The sequence below is a fragment of the Nonomuraea solani genome, from assembly GCF_900108335.1.
GTDB classification, from domain to species: Bacteria; Actinomycetota; Actinomycetes; order Streptosporangiales; family Streptosporangiaceae; genus Nonomuraea; species Nonomuraea solani.
Genome location: NZ_FNVT01000020.1, coordinates 182,750 through 196,384 on the forward strand (window position 1 = coordinate 182,750; position 13,635 = coordinate 196,384).

Genomic DNA, 13,635 nt, shown 5'->3' on the forward strand with positions numbered 1-13,635 from the left:
GCGTGGGAGACACCAGAGCGCCCTCGGGCAAGCGGGCCGAACGGAACCGGCAGGCCATCGTGGCCGCTGCGGGCGAGATGTTCATCCGCGAGGGGTTCGACGCCGGCATGGACCAGATCGCCGCCGCGGCGGGGGTGTCCAAGGTGACCGTGTACAACCACTTCGGCAGCAAGGAGGAGCTGTTCATCGAGGTCGTCGGCCAGGCGATGGGCGCGGCGCACACGACGATGGCGGAGGTGCGCACGCGGCTCGCCGAGACCGGGGACGTGCGCGAAACCCTGGTCCAGACCGCCCGCGCGATGGTGGCCGCGGCCACCGACCCGGCCCGGCTGGCGCTGCGCAACCTCGTCACCGGCGAGCTGCGCCGCTTCCCCGACCTCGGCACGGCCTACCAGCGGCGCGGCCCGGCCCAGTCGGCCGCCGCCCTGGGCGAGGTGTTCCGCGACCTGTGCGAACGCGGGCTACTGACGATCCCCGACCTCGAACTGGCCGTCGTGCAGTTCTTCGGCCTGACCCTCTACCACCACCTGATCGCCGGCTCGATCGGCGCCGGCGTCCGCCCGGAGCTCGCCGACCGGCTCATCGCCGACGGCGTCGACCTGTTCCTCACGCGGTACGGGTCTCAGCCGGAGGCGGGGCGGTCGAGCGGCGGGGGACGAGGGTCGGGGTGACCGAGAAGGTGACCGATGAGGTGCGGCCCTCGATGCGCTCCAGGAGCAGCCGGCCCGCCGTGCCGCCCATGACGCCGCCGTCCTGGTCGACGCTGGTCAGCGAGATGTCCGACAGCGCCGCCGTACGGGTGTTGTCGTAGCCGGCCAGCGACACGTCCGCCGGCACCGCCAGGCCCGCCTCGTGCAGGGCCGTCAAAGCGCCGAACGCCGCCAGGTCCGCGCCCGCGAAGATGGCCGTCGGGCGGGGCGAGCGGGCCAGCAGCTCACGCGCCCCCTCGTAGCCGCCCTCCTCGCTGTAGGTGGTCATCGCCATCGCGATCTCGTCGTCCAGGCCGTGCTCGCGCATCACCCGCTCGTAGGTGACCGCCCTGATCGTCTGCAGCATGGCCGCCGTCCGGCGGCCGGCGTTCTCCCGGTGGCCGATGTGCGCGATCCGGCGGTGGCCGAGGGAGATGAGGTGGCGAACGACCAGCTCCGCGCCGATCTCGTCGTCGTCGAGGACGGCGTCGTACAGGGCCGACTTCTCGTGCGGCCCGAGCACCACCGTCGGCAGTTGCCCGCCCACCTCTTCCAGCCGGGTCCGTGGCACCCGGGGCGCCACCATGAGCATGCCGTCCACCTGCCGGTCCACCAGCGCGTCGATCGCCCGCGTCTCCGCCTTGGCGTCCCGGCCGCCGAGCACGATGATCACCTGGTAGCCGGTGCCGTCGAGCTGCTCGTACAGGCCGTCGAGGATCTCGGGGAAGAACGGGTTGCGCAGGTCTGGCAGTAACACCCCGATCGTGTACGTACGCCCGCGCATCGCCCGCGCCGACGCGTGCGGCCGGTAGCCGAGCTCGTCGATCGCGGCCTTGACCCGGTCGCGCATGGCGGCGCTGACCCCGTAGGCGTTGCGCAGCACCTTCGACACCGCCGTGGTGGACACCCCGGCGTGGCGCGCCACATCGGCGATCGTCACCCTCCGCCGCCGCTCACGCGTGGTCATTCGCCCGCCTTTCCTCACGACCTGCCGATTGTACGAGGGGTGCCGCCTCGCGGGCGGACGAATGTGGATAACGTTGCCCGATTTCCGCTCTCGCGGAGTGGAGGGATCCCAGGTTCCGGACTGGGGATCGTTCTCCATTCGCGCGCATGAGGTGGCGCCGTCCGTAATTCCGGTGACCGTAAAGGGACCCTTGACCGCCACTCCCTCCGGCAGTTACATGGCCATGCACCCTCTTGTTCCGCATTCGTATCAAGAGGTGATCCAGGATGAGTCCCCCCAGCATTGTGGACGCCAAATTGGCGCTCGCGTTCAAAGCAATCGACCTGTCCCAGGACGACCGCCTTTCCTGGCCGGACCTGGCCGGGATCGCCGAGGAACTGTCCAGCCGCCTGCACGCCGACAAGGAACGCGAACTCGAACTCACCGAGGCGTTCCAGTCCTGGTGGCGCCAGTTCGAGACGAAGACCGGCGACGAAGTCACCCTCGACCGCTTCATCTCCGTGATGAAGACCGGGATGGCGGCCGGCCCCGCCTTCTACCAGCAGGGACCCGGGCGCATCGTCGACGTCCTCATCCGCATCGCCGACCGCAACGGCGACGGCATCATCAGCAAGGAGGATTATCTCGCCTTTTACGGTGGGTCGATGGCCGACGAATCCGCCGTACTGGCAGGCTACCGGAAATTCGACCTCAATTCCGACGGCGCGGTGACGGCCGACGAATTCCGGCAGGCGGCCTACGAGTTCTTCACCTCCGAAGACCTCGACGCCACCGGAAGCTTCCTTCTGGGACGGCCGGAGTAGACCCGTTGCCCCGGGACCCGGTCCGCGCGCACGCGGGCCGGGTCCCGGTCGTTTCCGGGCCGGGCGGAGATGCTAGCTTGACGCTCCATGTCCGACTATCTGCGGGAACTCTTCTCCCTTCACGGCCGCCGCGCGCTGGTGACCGGCGGCAGCTCCGGAATCGGGTACGCCATCGCCGAGGCGCTCGGCCGCGCCGGAGCCGACATCGTGATCGCCGCCCGCAGGCAGGCCGAACTGGACAAGGCGGCCGCCCGGCTGCGTGAGCACGGCGTCACCGTCTCCACGATCGGCGCCGACCTCGGCGACCGCGCCGGCGTCCAGCGGATCTGCGACACGGCGGGCGACATCGACATCCTGGTCAACAACGCGGGCAACAACATCCGCAAGCCCATGGCCGACCTCACCGTGGACGACTACGAGAGCACCCTCGCCGTCAACTTCACCGCTCCGTACCTGCTCGGCCAGCACTTCGGCCCCAAGATGGCCGGGCGCGGATGGGGACGCGTCATCAACATCGGCTCCCAGCAGTCGATCAGCGCCTTCGGCGACAGCGGCGCGTACGGGGCCGCCAAGGCCGCCGTCACCGGCCTGACCCGCTCCCAGGCCGAGGCGTGGTCGGCCGACGGGGTGTGCGTCAACACGATCATCCCCGGCTTCGTGCTCACCCCGCTGACCGCCGCCGCCCAGGCCATCCCCGGCCGCGTCGAAGCGCTGGCGGCCCGGCACATGGTGGGCCGCAACGGGCTGCCGGAGGACTTCGCGGGCGCGGCGGTGTTCCTGGCCGGCGACGCCTCCGCGTTCGTCACCGGGCAGATGCTCTTCGTGGACGGCGGCTTCTCCGTCCACTGACCTGCCGGCGCGGTGTTTGTGTTTGGGGTCTTGACCGTTCGTCTTCGGCCGAGCGCCTTTACATTGTAGATCACGAGCGACGGATCTGACGCACCCCCACCCCTTCACGCCAGGCGTCCATGACGATTTCGTCGCCCTCGACCCGGGTCCAGACCACCTCGGTGAGCTCGATCCGGAACAGGTGTGAGCCCGCCTCTGACTCGAACGCCTCCAGCACCTCCTTGTCGGTGATCTCGACCGCCCGCCCGGCCAGCTTGACGTCCCCCTCCCACGTGGAGGGGTCGGGCCCTTCCGGGTCGCCGGAGGACACGTGGACCGCCATGCGCGGATCCCGCCGCAGGTCGGCGGCCTTGACCGCCGCGCCCATCGAGCCGGTCCACAACTCGCCGTCCCGGAAGCTCGTCTCCACCCCGCTGACCCGGGGTGAGCCGTCCTTGCGCAAGGTCGCCAGCACCTTGTGCCTGTGGGCGTCCATCAGGCGCCGCGCCACGCCCGCCAGCTCGGGCGCCTGCCGATCGAACTCCTGCCATGAAGCCATGGACCCCATCATGGACGCCACCACCGACACAATCGCTTTGCGGTCCGGGCCGCCGCTCGCTAGTTTATAAACGAACAGACATTTACTAATGAGGAGCGCACACATGACCTCAGACCGGCCGTTCACCTGCTCGGTGTTCATCGGCGTCAGCCTCGACGGGTTCATCGCCCGCGCGGACGGCGACCTCGGCTGGCTCACCTCCCGGGGCGAGGCCGCCGGTGACGACCTGGGTTACCAGGAGTTCAGCGACGGGATCGACACCGTCGTCATGGGGCGGGGGACGTACGAGCCGGGCCTCTCCTATGACCCGTGGCCGCACGAGGGCAAGCACGTCGCCGTGCTCAGCACCACGCTGCCGCCCGGGCCGCACCCGCACGCCACCGTCCACCGCGACCTCGACGACCTGCTGCGCGATCTGACCGAGCGCGGTACCAAGAGCGTGTACGTGGACGGCGGCCAGGTCATCCGCGCCTTCCTGCGCGCGGGGCTGATCGACGAGATGACCATCACCACGGTGCCGGTGCTGCTCGGCGAGGGCTTGCCACTGTTCGGGCCGATCGGCCGCGACGTCCCGCTCACGCACCTGTCGACGAAGGTGTTCGGGGCCGGGGTCGTCCAGTCCACGTACGCCGTCGAATAGGGGCATTTGCCCAGCTCAAGTACCTTGTGGCGGCAAACTCCCAGTGTCAGACTGGACCTGACGGAAGGGGGGAAACGTCATGATCGAGGTCAAGAGCATCGACAAGCCGGACGAGCGCCGCGACTTCCCAAAGGGGCACCTGGAGGTGTGCAACCTGAGCGGGCTGAGCTTCGGCGTGGCCACCTTCGAGCCGGGCTGGCGCTGGTCGGAATCGGTGAAACCGATCGCGGGCACGGACTCGTGCGAGGTCCACCACAACGGCTTCGTGGTGAAGGGCCGCATGCGCCTCCGCATGGACGACGGCACGGAGGCCGAGGTCGGGCCGGGCGAGGTCTTCGTCTGCCCGCCGGGACACGACGCCTGGGTGGTGGGCGACGAACAGGCGATCCTGTACGACTTCGCCGGCGGAATGGCCGACTACGCCAAGGCCACCGGAAACCACTGACCACACCGCCACACGCCCCTGGTCCGACCCAGGCGGCGCAGTCGAGCGTGCCCACCCTCGGCAAACATGCAGCCCCCGCCAGGGACATGCCGTGCGCCTCCCGGCGGCAGGGACCCGCGCAAGCTCGGCCGCAGACATGATTGGTCCGTGCGGCCGCGAACGATGCCCGGGGGGCCGCGGACGTGATGGCGAGCCGCGCAATGGGGTGCGATACGAGCGGCGCCGGACGCCATGCGCGGCGGCGGGCGCGGCCACGCATGGCGTCCGGTGCCGCTCCCGGGCACGGCGACCAGCCGCACGAGGGCGACCGCCACGAAGTGCGGTGGGCACCCGGCGCGGCGGCGGGCCTCAGGAACTCACGTGCGGGCCCCAGGCGCGGGGCTCACGAGCGGAGCTCACGTGCGGCGGCGGGCGCGGTAGGCGGTGGCTTTGGCGCGGTTTTGGCAGGACAGGCCGCAGAATCGGCGTGAGGCGTTCCGGGTGACGTCGAAGAAGACCAGTTCGCACCCGTCCGCCTCGCATGAGCGCAGCCGCACCCCCTGCCCCACACCGATCACCATGGCCAGGGCCGTGCCGGCGTCGGCGGCCCAGGCGTCCACCAAATCGGCTCCGGGGTGGTGGAAGGCCAGGACGGGCGGGTCGCCGTGCAGGTTCGGGACGGCGGCATGGCGTACCAGGGCCTGGTTGAGTGCGCCGACGTCGCCGGCGAAGGCGAGGTGGAGTGCGGCGGCCACGTCCACGAGCCGGTCGGCGTCCGCGCTGGTGAGGGCATGGCTCGGCGTCCAGCCCTGGCGCTGGAAGGCGGCTTCGAGCGCGGCCCGGCGGTCGGCGGGGGGATCGGCACGACGGCCGCGTACCTGATCGACGGCCAGTTCGTTCACGAGGAGGGCGGCGAGCTCCACCCACCTCCCGACATAACTGTCTATTTGCGATTGACCAGTGATGCGCCAAGCCTCTATCGTCACTGGCATAGCTTACCTAGACAGTGAGGTGACGTTGTGAACACATCGGCCAGGCTCGCCCGCAGCATGTGGCACCAGCTCGAACCCGTGCACGCGGTGCTGTACTTCTCCCCCCAGGCTTTCGAGGAGGCCGCCCGGCTCGGCTACGACGTGGAGTCGCGCTGGCCCAGCTACTTCGCCTACCGCACGGCCCCGCTGGGACGGGCCGGCGCGCGGTTGGCCACGGCGGCGTACTACAGCTTCAGCCCGCGCATGATGGCCGGGCACGTACCCGCCATTTGGGAGGTCGCGGCGCCCGAGCAGGTGCTGGAGGCGCGGATGGTGGCGGTGGACAGGACGTACCGGCAGTTGCTCGGTGATCGGGTGGCGGGGCCGGACATGGCCGAGGCGGCGGAGCTGGCCAGGCGGGCCGCCGAGAGCGTGACGGTGGCGGGGCGGCCGTTCGCGGCGGCCAACCTGGATCTGGCGTGGCCACAGGAGCCGCACCTGGTGCTGTGGCTGGCGGCCACCGTGCTGCGTGAGCATCGGGGTGACGGGCACCTGGCGGCGTTGCAGGCGGCGGGGCTGGACGGGTGCGAGGCGCTGGTGTCGTTCGCGGCGATCGGGGCCGCACCCGAGGAGAACTTCGCGGGGCGGGGCTGGAGCGAGCAGGAGTGGGCCGAGGCCCGTGAACGGCTGGCCGCGCGGGGGCTGGCCGGGGCCGACGGGCTCGCCACCGAGCGGGGACTGGCCGTCCGGGATCAGGTCGAGCGGATGACCGACGAACTGGCCGCCGAGCCGTGGCGACTGCTCGGTGAGGAGCGCGCCGGACGACTGGCCCAGCTCCTCGCGCCGTTCCTCGGTGCGGTCTTCGAGGCGGGCCTGCTGCCGATGACCAGCACGCTCGGCATCGCCACCGTCAAGGCCCCCGACTAGTCGGCCCTGGTCAGGCCGCGATGGCGTCACCCCGCCGCCCTGGCGGGCCAGCCCGGCATCGGCTTTCGTGGCGATCAGGTACCGCCTTTCGTGGCGATCAGGTACCGGTCACATGCGACCACACAGGGGCGGGAGCACGAGCGCGGCGGCGATCGCCTGCGTCTGCCGAAGGGGCGGGCCGTCAAGGTGGACACCATGCACCACCGGGCCGGGTCAGGCGAAGCCCGGGGCGGGTTGCCAGAGGCTGAGTTCCGTGCCCTGGTCGTCGGTGCAGGAGCAGCCGCGCCCCGACCGCCCCTCGTACAGCTCGCCGGTCGTCCCGCCCAGCTCCCGCACCCGCTCCACCGCCGCCTCGATGTCCTCGACGTGGTAGTAGAGGTTCGGCTGCGACGAAGGCCCGCCCGCGACGAACCCCATCGGCACCTTCGTGTTCGTGACGTGCAGGTACGTCTCATGCTCCCGCTTGAACTCCCAGCCGAGCAGCGCCCCGTAGAAGGCGGCGGCCCGGTCGAGGTCGCGGACGGACAGGGTGTAGTAGCCCAGTTCGGCGGTCATGCACACACCTCCGCAATAATTGCCTCTATCGTTAAGGGTTAAGAGCCTAACGGAAGCAGGCAACAATTAACAGCAACGTTAACGAAGTTGACGCCACCCTGGCCGCGCTCGCCGACCCGACCAGGCGCAAGGTGATCGATCTGCTGCGCGAAGGCCCCCGCCCGGCCGGCGAGCTGGCTCAGGCGGTGCAGATGAGCGCGCCCGCCCTCAGCCGGCACCTGCGCGTCCTGCGGGCGGGCGGGCTCGTGCAGGCCGAGGCCGGCGGGGCCGACGCCCGCCTGCGCCTGTACACGCTGCGCCAGGAACCCTTCACGGCGCTGCAGGCGTGGCTGGACCAGGTGCAGGCGTTCTGGGCCGAACAGCTCGGCTCGTTCAAGGACCATGTGGAGCGGACCCGGTGAACGCGGTGCAGGCCAGCGTCACCGTCCCGGTCGATCCGGCGACCGCGTTCCGGATCTTCACCGACGAGATCGACCGCTGGTACGTACGCGGCCGCCACAGCTGGGTCGACCCCGCCCGCGCGGTGGCCATCCGCTTCGAGGACGGCTACCTGCGCGAGCTGTGGTCGGACGGCGGCCACGTCGACACCGGCAGGATCATGACCTGGGAGCCGCCGCACCGCCTCGTCTGGGCCGACCTCATCAACGAGGGCGGCCGGATGGAGATCGAGGTGGCCTTCAGCCCGGTCGAGGGCGGCACCGAGGTGCTGCTGGAGCACCGCGGCCTGGACACCCTGCCCCCGGACGTGGCGGGCCGGATCAGGCGCGGCTACTCCTGGAACATCGCCCTGGGCTGGTTCGCCCGCCAGTGGGAGACCCAGGACAGCCAGTAGCCCTGTGTTCCGCACGTCACCACGGCTTTCCCTCGTGCCGCGGGGTCCCTTCGAAGAAGTGGCGGGTTCGCCCGCGGCGATTCAGCACGTGCGGAACGCGAGGGCTAGCGGCGGCCGTACTTCTTGTGGACCGCCTGCTTGCTCACCCCGATCGCGTCCGCGATCTGCGCCCAGGCCAGGCCCGCCACCCGGGCGCGCCGCACCTGGACCGCCTCCAGGCGCTCGATCTCGCGCCGCAGCGCGGTCGTGGCGTGCAGGGCACGCAGCGGATCGTCGTCCTGCGCCTGCGTCACGAGGGCCGCCAGGTCGTTCGTCATGCCCTAAAGGTAGTCCAGCAGCAGCGCGCTGATCTCCTCAGGACGTTCGAGAGCGGGCAGATGCCCGGACCATTCCAGCTCCCGCAACTCCGCGCGCGGCAGTTCGGCGGCCAGGTGGCGGGCGCTGCGCACGAAGTACGGCAGGTCGTGCCCGCCGGCCACCACGAGCGCGGGCACGTCGATCGCGGCCGGGACGATCTCCCGCCCGATCCGCGACGTCTCAGGGTCGGCGGCGAGCTGCAGTTCGAACACGCGCCGCTGCATCGCCACCAGCCGCTCCCTGGCCCCGGCCGTGGCCAGGGGGCCGAGCAGGACGCGCGCGTTGAGCTCGGCGGCCCCCTGGACGTCGCCCTGCTCCAGCAGCCGGTCCTCTTCCTTCCAGTACGTCCGTACGTCCTCCGTCGGCTCCAGCGTGGAGACGGGGTTCAGCAGCACGAGCCGCCCGGCGAGCCCGGCGGAGGCCAGCTCCAGCGCGACCCGGCCCCCGCCGGACGACCCGACCAGCGCGGCGCGGGTGACGTCGAGCGCGGCCAGCACCCTGGCCACGTCGTCGGCGTCGCTGTAGGCCCGCCCGGCCCCGTACGAACTGCGCCCGTGCCCCCGGAAGTCCACCCGGATCACCCGGAACCGCCCGGCCAGCGCCTCGGCCTGCTCCTCCCACATGCCGGAGTCGGCCGCCGCCGAGTGCAGCAGCACCACGGCGTCGCCGGTGCCGCGTTCGTCGTGCCAGAGCTCGTCCGTCATCGTGACTCCACCGCCAGTCGTACACCCAGTCCGATGAGCACGACGCCGGAGATCTGCTCCAGCCGCCGCTTGACGGCCGGCCGGCCCAGCCACGCCTTGGCCTTGGCGACCGCCCAGATGAGCAGCCCGTACCAGAGCAGGTCGACCGCCACCCACACCAGGGCGAGCGTCACCAGCGTCACCGGCACGTTCTGGCCGGGCGGGACGAACTGCGGCAGGAACGACATCGCGAACACCGCCGCCTTCGGGTTGGCCAGGCACGTCCCCACCCCCGCCAGGTACGGCCCGCGCCACCCGGGCACCACCTCGCCCTCGGGCTCCGGCGCCCCCTTGCGGGCGTGCCACAGCGCCTGCGCGCCCATCACGACCAGCACCACGGCGCCGGCCACGCGCATGATGTCGTAGGCCACCTGCGAGGCCACCAGCAGGGCCGACAGGCCGAACGCGGCGGCCAGTCCCCACAGCAGGATGCCGGTCTCGTTGCCGAGCGTGGCCGCCAGCCCGGAGCCACGGCCGGCGCGGACGGTCTGCCGCAGGATGATGGCGGTGCTCACCCCGGGCACCATGGCCACCAGGACGCAGGCGCCCGCGAATGCTAGAAGGTACATGCCGGGCATGGTGGCAGAACGGTGACCGGATATCGCCTGATTTTTTGCTAGTGGTACAGCTTGCCCAGCTCGGCGATCGCCTCGCTCATGAGCGTCCGCAGCTCGGCCGGCCCGAGCACCTCGACGTCGGCGCCCATGCGCAGCAGCAGCCAGCGCGCGTGCGTGATCGACTCGACGGGCACGGTGAGCGTGAGCCACCCCTCGGGGTCGGGCTCGCCGGCGGCGGCGAGCGCGGCGCCGACCACGTCCGAGCCCATCGTGTACGCCAGCAGGTCCCCCCGCCCGGGCGCCAGCTTGATCACGGCCTCGGCGGTGTACATCCGCTCGCGGAACTCCTTGGCGTAGGAATGCCAGAACCCGCCCAGATCGAACCCCTCGGGCCGGGTGAACCGCCCGGGCAACGTCTCCAGCGTCAAAATCCTGGCCACCCGGTACGTGCGCGGCCCGCCGTCCGGCGGCGCGGCCACCAGGTACCAGGAGCCGCCCTTGAGCACCAGCCCGTACGGATGGATCACCCGGTCGACCTCCTGCTTCCCCCAGCGCCGGTAGGTCATGTGCAGCGGCCGACCGTCCCACACCGCCTCGGACACCTCGCTCAGATGCGGCACGTCGTCGGACGAGCGGTACCAGCCGGGCACGTCGAGCAGGAACCGTTCGCGCATCCGGGAGGCGTGCGAGCGCGGCTCGGGCGGCAGCGCGGCCAGCAGCTTCAGCTCGGCGTTGGCCGCCACCTCCGCCAGCCCCAGGTCGGCCGCCGGGCCCGGCAGCCCGGCCAGGAACAGCGAGGACGCCTCCTCGGCGGTCAGCCCGTTGAGCCGGGTGCGGTAGCCGTCGAGCAACTGGTAGCCGCCCGCCGGGCCGCGATCGGCGTAGACGGGCACGCCGGCCGCCGACAGCGCCTCGACGTCGCGGTAGACGGTGCGGACCGACACCTCCAGCTCGGCCGCGAGTTCGGGCGCGGTCAGGCGGCCGCGCGTCTGCAGGAGCAGAAGCAGCGAGAGCAGGCGGCTGGCACGCATGATGCACATTGTATTGCGCACATATGTCGTGTTTGTATGAACACATGGAACGTGTGCTCTCCATCATGAACGCCTTGCGTACCCACGACAGCGTGTCCGTCGCCGAACTGGCCGCCGAACACGGCGTGTCCGAGATGACGATCCGCCGCGACCTGGACGAACTGGCGCGCCAGGGGGTGGTGCGCCGGGTCAGGGGCGGCGCGCTGTCGCTGCTGCTGCGCGGCGAGGAGCCGCCGTTCGGCGTGCGCGAACGGGAGGCGGTGGAGGCCAAGGAGCGCATCGGCGCCGAGGTGGCCGCGCTGATCGCCGACGGCGAGGCGGTGGTGCTGGACGGCGGCACGACCGCGCTGGAGGTGGCCCGCGCGCTGCTCGACCGCCGCCTGACCGTGCTGCCGCTGGCGCTGCAGGCGGTGTCGCTGCTGGCCACCGCGCCGCGGGTGCGCCTGGTGCTGCCCGGCGGCGAGGTACGCCAGGGCGAGCTGAACTTCATGGGCCCCCTCACCGAGAGCTCCATCAGGGCCCTGCGCTTCGACACGGCGGTGATCGGCTGCTGCGGCCTGTCCGCCGAGCACGGCCTGACCGCGCACGACCTGCCCGAGGTGGCCATCAAGCAGGCGGCCATCGCCTCGGCGCGGCGGGTGATCGTGGCGTGCGACTCGGGCAAGTTCTCGCGTACGGCCTTCGGCGCGGTGTGCCCGATCGGCCGCCTGGACCTGGTGGTGACCGACCCCGGCATCCCGCCGGAGGAACGCGACGCCCTGGTCGCGGCCGGCGTCCTGGTGAAGGAGGCCGGGTGAACCGCCAGCGGGTGGCCGTCTGCCTGCTGTTCTTCCTGACCGGCGCGGCCGTCGGCACCTGGACGGCGCGCATCCCGGCCGTCAAGGAACGCCTGGAACTCGGCGAGGGCGAGCTCAGCCTCGCCCTGCTGGCCATCGCGCTCGGGGCGATGGCGGGCATGACGGCGGTGGGCCGCCTGGTGGACCGGTACGGCAGCAGCCGGGTGATGATCCCGGCGGCCCTGGCGCAGGGCGTGGTGCTCGTGCCACCCGCCTACGCGGGGAACCTGGGCGTGCTGGCGGGCACGCTGCTGGTGTTCGGCGTGGTGCACGGGGTCCTGGACGTGTCCATGAACGCCAACGCCGTGGAGGTGGAGCGGGGCTGCGGGCGGCCGATCATGTCGTCGTTCCACGCCGTCTTCAGCGTCGGCGGGTTCGCCGGGGCCACGGCGGGCGGGCTGTTCGCGCACGCGGGGCTGGGTCCGGCGGTCACGTTCTGGGCGGTGGGAGCGGTGATCGCCGTCCTGGCCGTGCAGGCCGCGCGGTGGGCGCTGCGCTCGGTGCCGGCGGCCGCCGCCGACACCGGCGGGCGCGGCGGGCGGCCGCAGGGGATCGTGTTCCTGGGCGTGCTGGCGTTCTGCTGCCTGGTGGGCGAGGGCGCCGCGGCCGACTGGAGCTCGGTCTATCTGCGCGAGGACCTGGGCTCGTCGCCGGGGTTCGCCGCCGCCGGGTACGCCGCGTTCTCCATCATGATGACCGCGGGCCGGCTCGCGGGCGACCGGCTGGCCGCCCGGTTCGGGCCGGTGACGCTGGTGCGCTGGTGCGGGCTGCTGGCCGCCGCGGGGCTCGGGACGGCGGTGCTCGTCGGGCATCCGGTGGCGGGGGTGATCGGGTTCGGCTGCTTCGGGGCGGGGCTGTCGTGCATCGTGCCGCAGGTGTTCTCGGCCGCCGGGCACCGGGATCCGGCGTACGCGGGGTGGGCGCTGGCGCGGGTGGCGTCGATCGGCTACCTGGGGTTCCTGTCGGGGCCGGTGTTCATCGGAGGGCTGGCCGAGCTGACGGGGCTGCCGCGGGCGCTGGCCGTACCGGCGCTGCTGGCGGCGTTCGTCGCCCTGGCCGCGACGGCGCTGCGTACCCGGGAGAAGGATCTCAGCCGAACTGCTGCCAGCCCATCCTGACGACCATGGCCACCACCACGCACAGCAGCACGATCCGGACGAAGGAGGTGCCCTTCCGCAGCGCCATCCGCGCGCCGAGCTGCGCCCCGGCCACGTTGCAGACCGCCATGCCGAGGCCGATCCCCCACTGCACGTGGCCCTGCAGCCCGAACACCACCAGCGCCCCGACGTTCGTGCCGATGTTGATGATCTTCGCGGAGGCGGAGGCGGCGACGAAGTCCAGCCCGAGAATGGTGGTGAACGCGATGATCAGGAACGTTCCCGTCCCCGGGCCCATGATGCCGTCGTAGAACGCGATCCCCACCCCGGCCGTCGCCACCGCGACGGCCACCCGGGGCCGGGTGCGCAGGTGCGGCACGGGAACGGCGCCCATCGACGGGCGCAACGTCACGAACGCCGCCACCGCCAGCAGCACGACCATGACGGCCGGGCGCAGCACCTCGGCCGAGATCGACGCCGCGGCCCACGCGCCCAGCCCGGCGCACACGACGGCCAGCACGGCGCCCGGCACCGCCACCTCGCGGTCCACCTTGGTGGAGCGCGCGTACGCCACGGCGGCGGAGGTGGTGCCGAACACCGACGACAGCTTGTTGGTGGCCATCGCCTCGACGGTCGGCATGCCGGTCATGAGGACCGCGGGCAGTTGCAACAGCCCGCCGCCGCCCACGACGGCGTCGACCCACCCCGCCGCTGCCGCCGCAATGAGCAACACGAAGATCAGCTCCAGCGGCACGCGCCACTCCCCCGCATTTCCCCCGATAAACCCCCAGGAGTTTACAAGTCACGCATTGGTGACTT

19 protein-coding genes are annotated in these 13,635 nt (G+C 71.7%); 10 read left to right on the forward strand and 9 right to left on the reverse strand.

Annotation, left to right across the window (positions count from 1 at the left end):
* Positions 1–2 precede the first annotated feature (2 nt).
* Entirely contained in the window at positions 3–671 is a 669-nt protein-coding gene (locus C4V41_RS47150) for a TetR/AcrR family transcriptional regulator (protein WP_200824723.1), read from the forward strand.
* Here the strand turns inward: C4V41_RS47150 and C4V41_RS47155 are convergent.
* Positions 607–1,656 (reverse strand): LacI family DNA-binding transcriptional regulator, encoded by a 1,050-nt coding sequence (locus tag C4V41_RS47155; protein ID WP_103962565.1) that lies wholly within the window; start codon positions 1,654–1,656, stop codon positions 607–609. The two genes, C4V41_RS47150 and C4V41_RS47155, sit on opposite strands and share 65 nt — an antisense overlap.
* Positions 1,657–1,952: 296 nt before the next feature.
* Between C4V41_RS47155 and C4V41_RS47160 the strand changes: the two genes are divergently transcribed.
* Both C4V41_RS47160 and C4V41_RS47165 read left to right on the forward strand, forming a co-directional pair.
* Complete coding sequence (locus C4V41_RS47160; RefSeq protein WP_160150640.1) at positions 1,953–2,459, forward strand: EF-hand domain-containing protein; 507 nt, start codon at positions 1,953–1,955, stop codon at positions 2,457–2,459.
* 87 nt (positions 2,460–2,546) lie between these two features.
* A complete protein-coding gene (locus tag C4V41_RS47165; RefSeq protein ID WP_103962567.1) occupies positions 2,547–3,308 on the forward strand; it encodes an SDR family NAD(P)-dependent oxidoreductase in 762 nt (253 codons plus the stop codon).
* A 70-nt stretch (positions 3,309–3,378) separates the two neighbouring features.
* On the opposite strand, the gene C4V41_RS47170 is transcribed toward C4V41_RS47165, so the two are convergent.
* Positions 3,379–3,846, reverse strand: coding sequence for a pyridoxamine 5'-phosphate oxidase family protein (locus tag C4V41_RS47170; protein ID WP_103962568.1), 468 nt, complete (start codon positions 3,844–3,846; stop codon positions 3,379–3,381).
* Positions 3,847–3,949: 103 nt separating this feature from the next.
* On the opposite strand from C4V41_RS47170, the gene C4V41_RS47175 reads away from it, so the two are divergent.
* The gene (locus C4V41_RS47175) at positions 3,950–4,486 is read left to right on the forward strand and encodes a dihydrofolate reductase family protein (protein WP_103962569.1); all 537 of its coding nucleotides are present in this window, start codon (positions 3,950–3,952) and stop codon (positions 4,484–4,486) included.
* Between the two features lie 79 nt (positions 4,487–4,565).
* On the forward strand, positions 4,566–4,931 hold the full coding sequence (locus C4V41_RS47180) for a cupin domain-containing protein (RefSeq protein ID WP_103962570.1): 366 nt from the start codon (positions 4,566–4,568) through the stop codon (positions 4,929–4,931).
* 395 nt (positions 4,932–5,326) lie between these two features.
* Here the strand turns inward: C4V41_RS47180 and C4V41_RS47185 are convergent, their stop codons facing one another.
* A complete protein-coding gene (locus C4V41_RS47185) occupies positions 5,327–5,833 on the reverse strand; it encodes a CGNR zinc finger domain-containing protein (protein WP_235030820.1) in 507 nt (168 codons plus the stop codon).
* Positions 5,834–5,929: 96 nt separating this feature from the next.
* Here C4V41_RS47185 and C4V41_RS47190 point away from each other — a divergent pair, with 96 nt between their 5' ends.
* Complete coding sequence (locus C4V41_RS47190) at positions 5,930–6,808, forward strand: SCO6745 family protein (protein ID WP_200824724.1); 879 nt, start codon at positions 5,930–5,932, stop codon at positions 6,806–6,808.
* Positions 6,809–7,021: 213 nt separating this feature from the next.
* Here C4V41_RS47190 and C4V41_RS47195 read toward each other — a convergent pair whose 3' ends face one another.
* Positions 7,022–7,363, reverse strand: coding sequence for a VOC family protein (locus C4V41_RS47195; protein ID WP_103962571.1), 342 nt, complete (start codon positions 7,361–7,363; stop codon positions 7,022–7,024).
* Positions 7,364–7,461: 98 nt separating this feature from the next.
* Between C4V41_RS47195 and C4V41_RS47200 the strand changes: the two genes are divergently transcribed.
* Both C4V41_RS47200 and C4V41_RS47205 read left to right on the forward strand, forming a co-directional pair.
* A complete protein-coding gene (locus tag C4V41_RS47200) occupies positions 7,462–7,764 on the forward strand; it encodes an ArsR/SmtB family transcription factor (protein ID WP_268808841.1) in 303 nt (100 codons plus the stop codon).
* On the forward strand, positions 7,761–8,195 hold the full coding sequence (locus C4V41_RS47205; RefSeq protein ID WP_160150641.1) for an SRPBCC domain-containing protein: 435 nt from the start codon (positions 7,761–7,763) through the stop codon (positions 8,193–8,195). Before C4V41_RS47200 ends, C4V41_RS47205 begins: the two co-directional genes overlap by 4 nt.
* 104 nt (positions 8,196–8,299) lie before the next feature.
* Here the strand turns inward: C4V41_RS47205 and C4V41_RS47210 are convergent, their stop codons facing one another.
* The 4 genes from C4V41_RS47210 to C4V41_RS47225 are packed head-to-tail and all read right to left on the reverse strand — an operon-like array spanning position 8,300 to position 10,883.
* Complete coding sequence (locus tag C4V41_RS47210; RefSeq protein WP_103962574.1) at positions 8,300–8,512, reverse strand: hypothetical protein; 213 nt, start codon at positions 8,510–8,512, stop codon at positions 8,300–8,302.
* A 3-nt stretch (positions 8,513–8,515) separates the two neighbouring features.
* Complete coding sequence (locus C4V41_RS47215) at positions 8,516–9,256, reverse strand: alpha/beta fold hydrolase (RefSeq protein ID WP_103962575.1); 741 nt, start codon at positions 9,254–9,256, stop codon at positions 8,516–8,518.
* Positions 9,253–9,864, reverse strand: a complete 612-nt coding sequence (locus C4V41_RS47220; RefSeq protein ID WP_103962636.1) for a LysE family translocator — start codon at positions 9,862–9,864, stop codon at positions 9,253–9,255. The genes C4V41_RS47215 and C4V41_RS47220 overlap by 4 nt, the downstream gene beginning before the upstream one ends.
* Positions 9,865–9,911: 47 nt before the next feature.
* The gene (locus C4V41_RS47225; RefSeq protein WP_103962637.1) at positions 9,912–10,883 is read right to left on the reverse strand and encodes a helix-turn-helix transcriptional regulator; all 972 of its coding nucleotides are present in this window, start codon (positions 10,881–10,883) and stop codon (positions 9,912–9,914) included.
* Positions 10,884–10,927: 44 nt separating this feature from the next.
* Between C4V41_RS47225 and C4V41_RS47230 the strand changes: the two genes are divergently transcribed.
* Both C4V41_RS47230 and C4V41_RS47235 read left to right on the forward strand, forming a co-directional pair.
* The gene (locus C4V41_RS47230) at positions 10,928–11,680 is read left to right on the forward strand and encodes a DeoR/GlpR family DNA-binding transcription regulator (RefSeq protein ID WP_268808831.1); all 753 of its coding nucleotides are present in this window, start codon (positions 10,928–10,930) and stop codon (positions 11,678–11,680) included.
* A complete protein-coding gene (locus C4V41_RS47235; RefSeq protein WP_103962576.1) occupies positions 11,677–12,837 on the forward strand; it encodes an MFS transporter in 1,161 nt (386 codons plus the stop codon). Before C4V41_RS47230 ends, C4V41_RS47235 begins: the two co-directional genes overlap by 4 nt.
* Here C4V41_RS47235 and C4V41_RS47240 read toward each other — a convergent pair.
* Positions 12,809–13,570 carry a sulfite exporter TauE/SafE family protein gene (locus tag C4V41_RS47240; protein WP_103962577.1) on the reverse strand — a complete coding sequence of 254 codons (762 nt, stop codon included), beginning with the start codon at positions 13,568–13,570 and terminating at the stop codon, positions 12,809–12,811. The two genes, C4V41_RS47235 and C4V41_RS47240, sit on opposite strands and share 29 nt — an antisense overlap.
* Positions 13,571–13,635 lie beyond the last annotated feature (65 nt).

Bases quoted from the DNA above. Each gene is read 5' to 3' on its own strand.
- C4V41_RS47215 (WP_103962575.1), bottom strand. From the start codon at position 9,256: ATGACGGACGAGCTCTGGCACGACGAACGCGGCACCGGCGACGCCGTG.
- C4V41_RS47230 (WP_268808831.1), top strand. From the start codon at position 10,928: ATGGAACGTGTGCTCTCCATCATGAACGCCTTGCGTACCCACGACAGC.
- C4V41_RS47175 (WP_103962569.1), top strand. From the start codon at position 3,950: ATGACCTCAGACCGGCCGTTCACCTGCTCGGTGTTCATCGGCGTCAGC.
- C4V41_RS47165 (WP_103962567.1), top strand. From the start codon at position 2,547: ATGTCCGACTATCTGCGGGAACTCTTCTCCCTTCACGGCCGCCGCGCG.
- C4V41_RS47170 (WP_103962568.1), bottom strand. From the start codon at position 3,846: ATGGCTTCATGGCAGGAGTTCGATCGGCAGGCGCCCGAGCTGGCGGGC.
- C4V41_RS47155 (WP_103962565.1), bottom strand. From the start codon at position 1,656: ATGACCACGCGTGAGCGGCGGCGGAGGGTGACGATCGCCGATGTGGCG.
- C4V41_RS47195 (WP_103962571.1), bottom strand. From the start codon at position 7,363: ATGACCGCCGAACTGGGCTACTACACCCTGTCCGTCCGCGACCTCGAC.
- C4V41_RS47180 (WP_103962570.1), top strand. From the start codon at position 4,566: ATGATCGAGGTCAAGAGCATCGACAAGCCGGACGAGCGCCGCGACTTC.
- C4V41_RS47225 (WP_103962637.1), bottom strand. From the start codon at position 10,883: ATGCGTGCCAGCCGCCTGCTCTCGCTGCTTCTGCTCCTGCAGACGCGC.
- C4V41_RS47210 (WP_103962574.1), bottom strand. From the start codon at position 8,512: ATGACGAACGACCTGGCGGCCCTCGTGACGCAGGCGCAGGACGACGAT.
- C4V41_RS47220 (WP_103962636.1), bottom strand. From the start codon at position 9,864: ATGTACCTTCTAGCATTCGCGGGCGCCTGCGTCCTGGTGGCCATGGTG.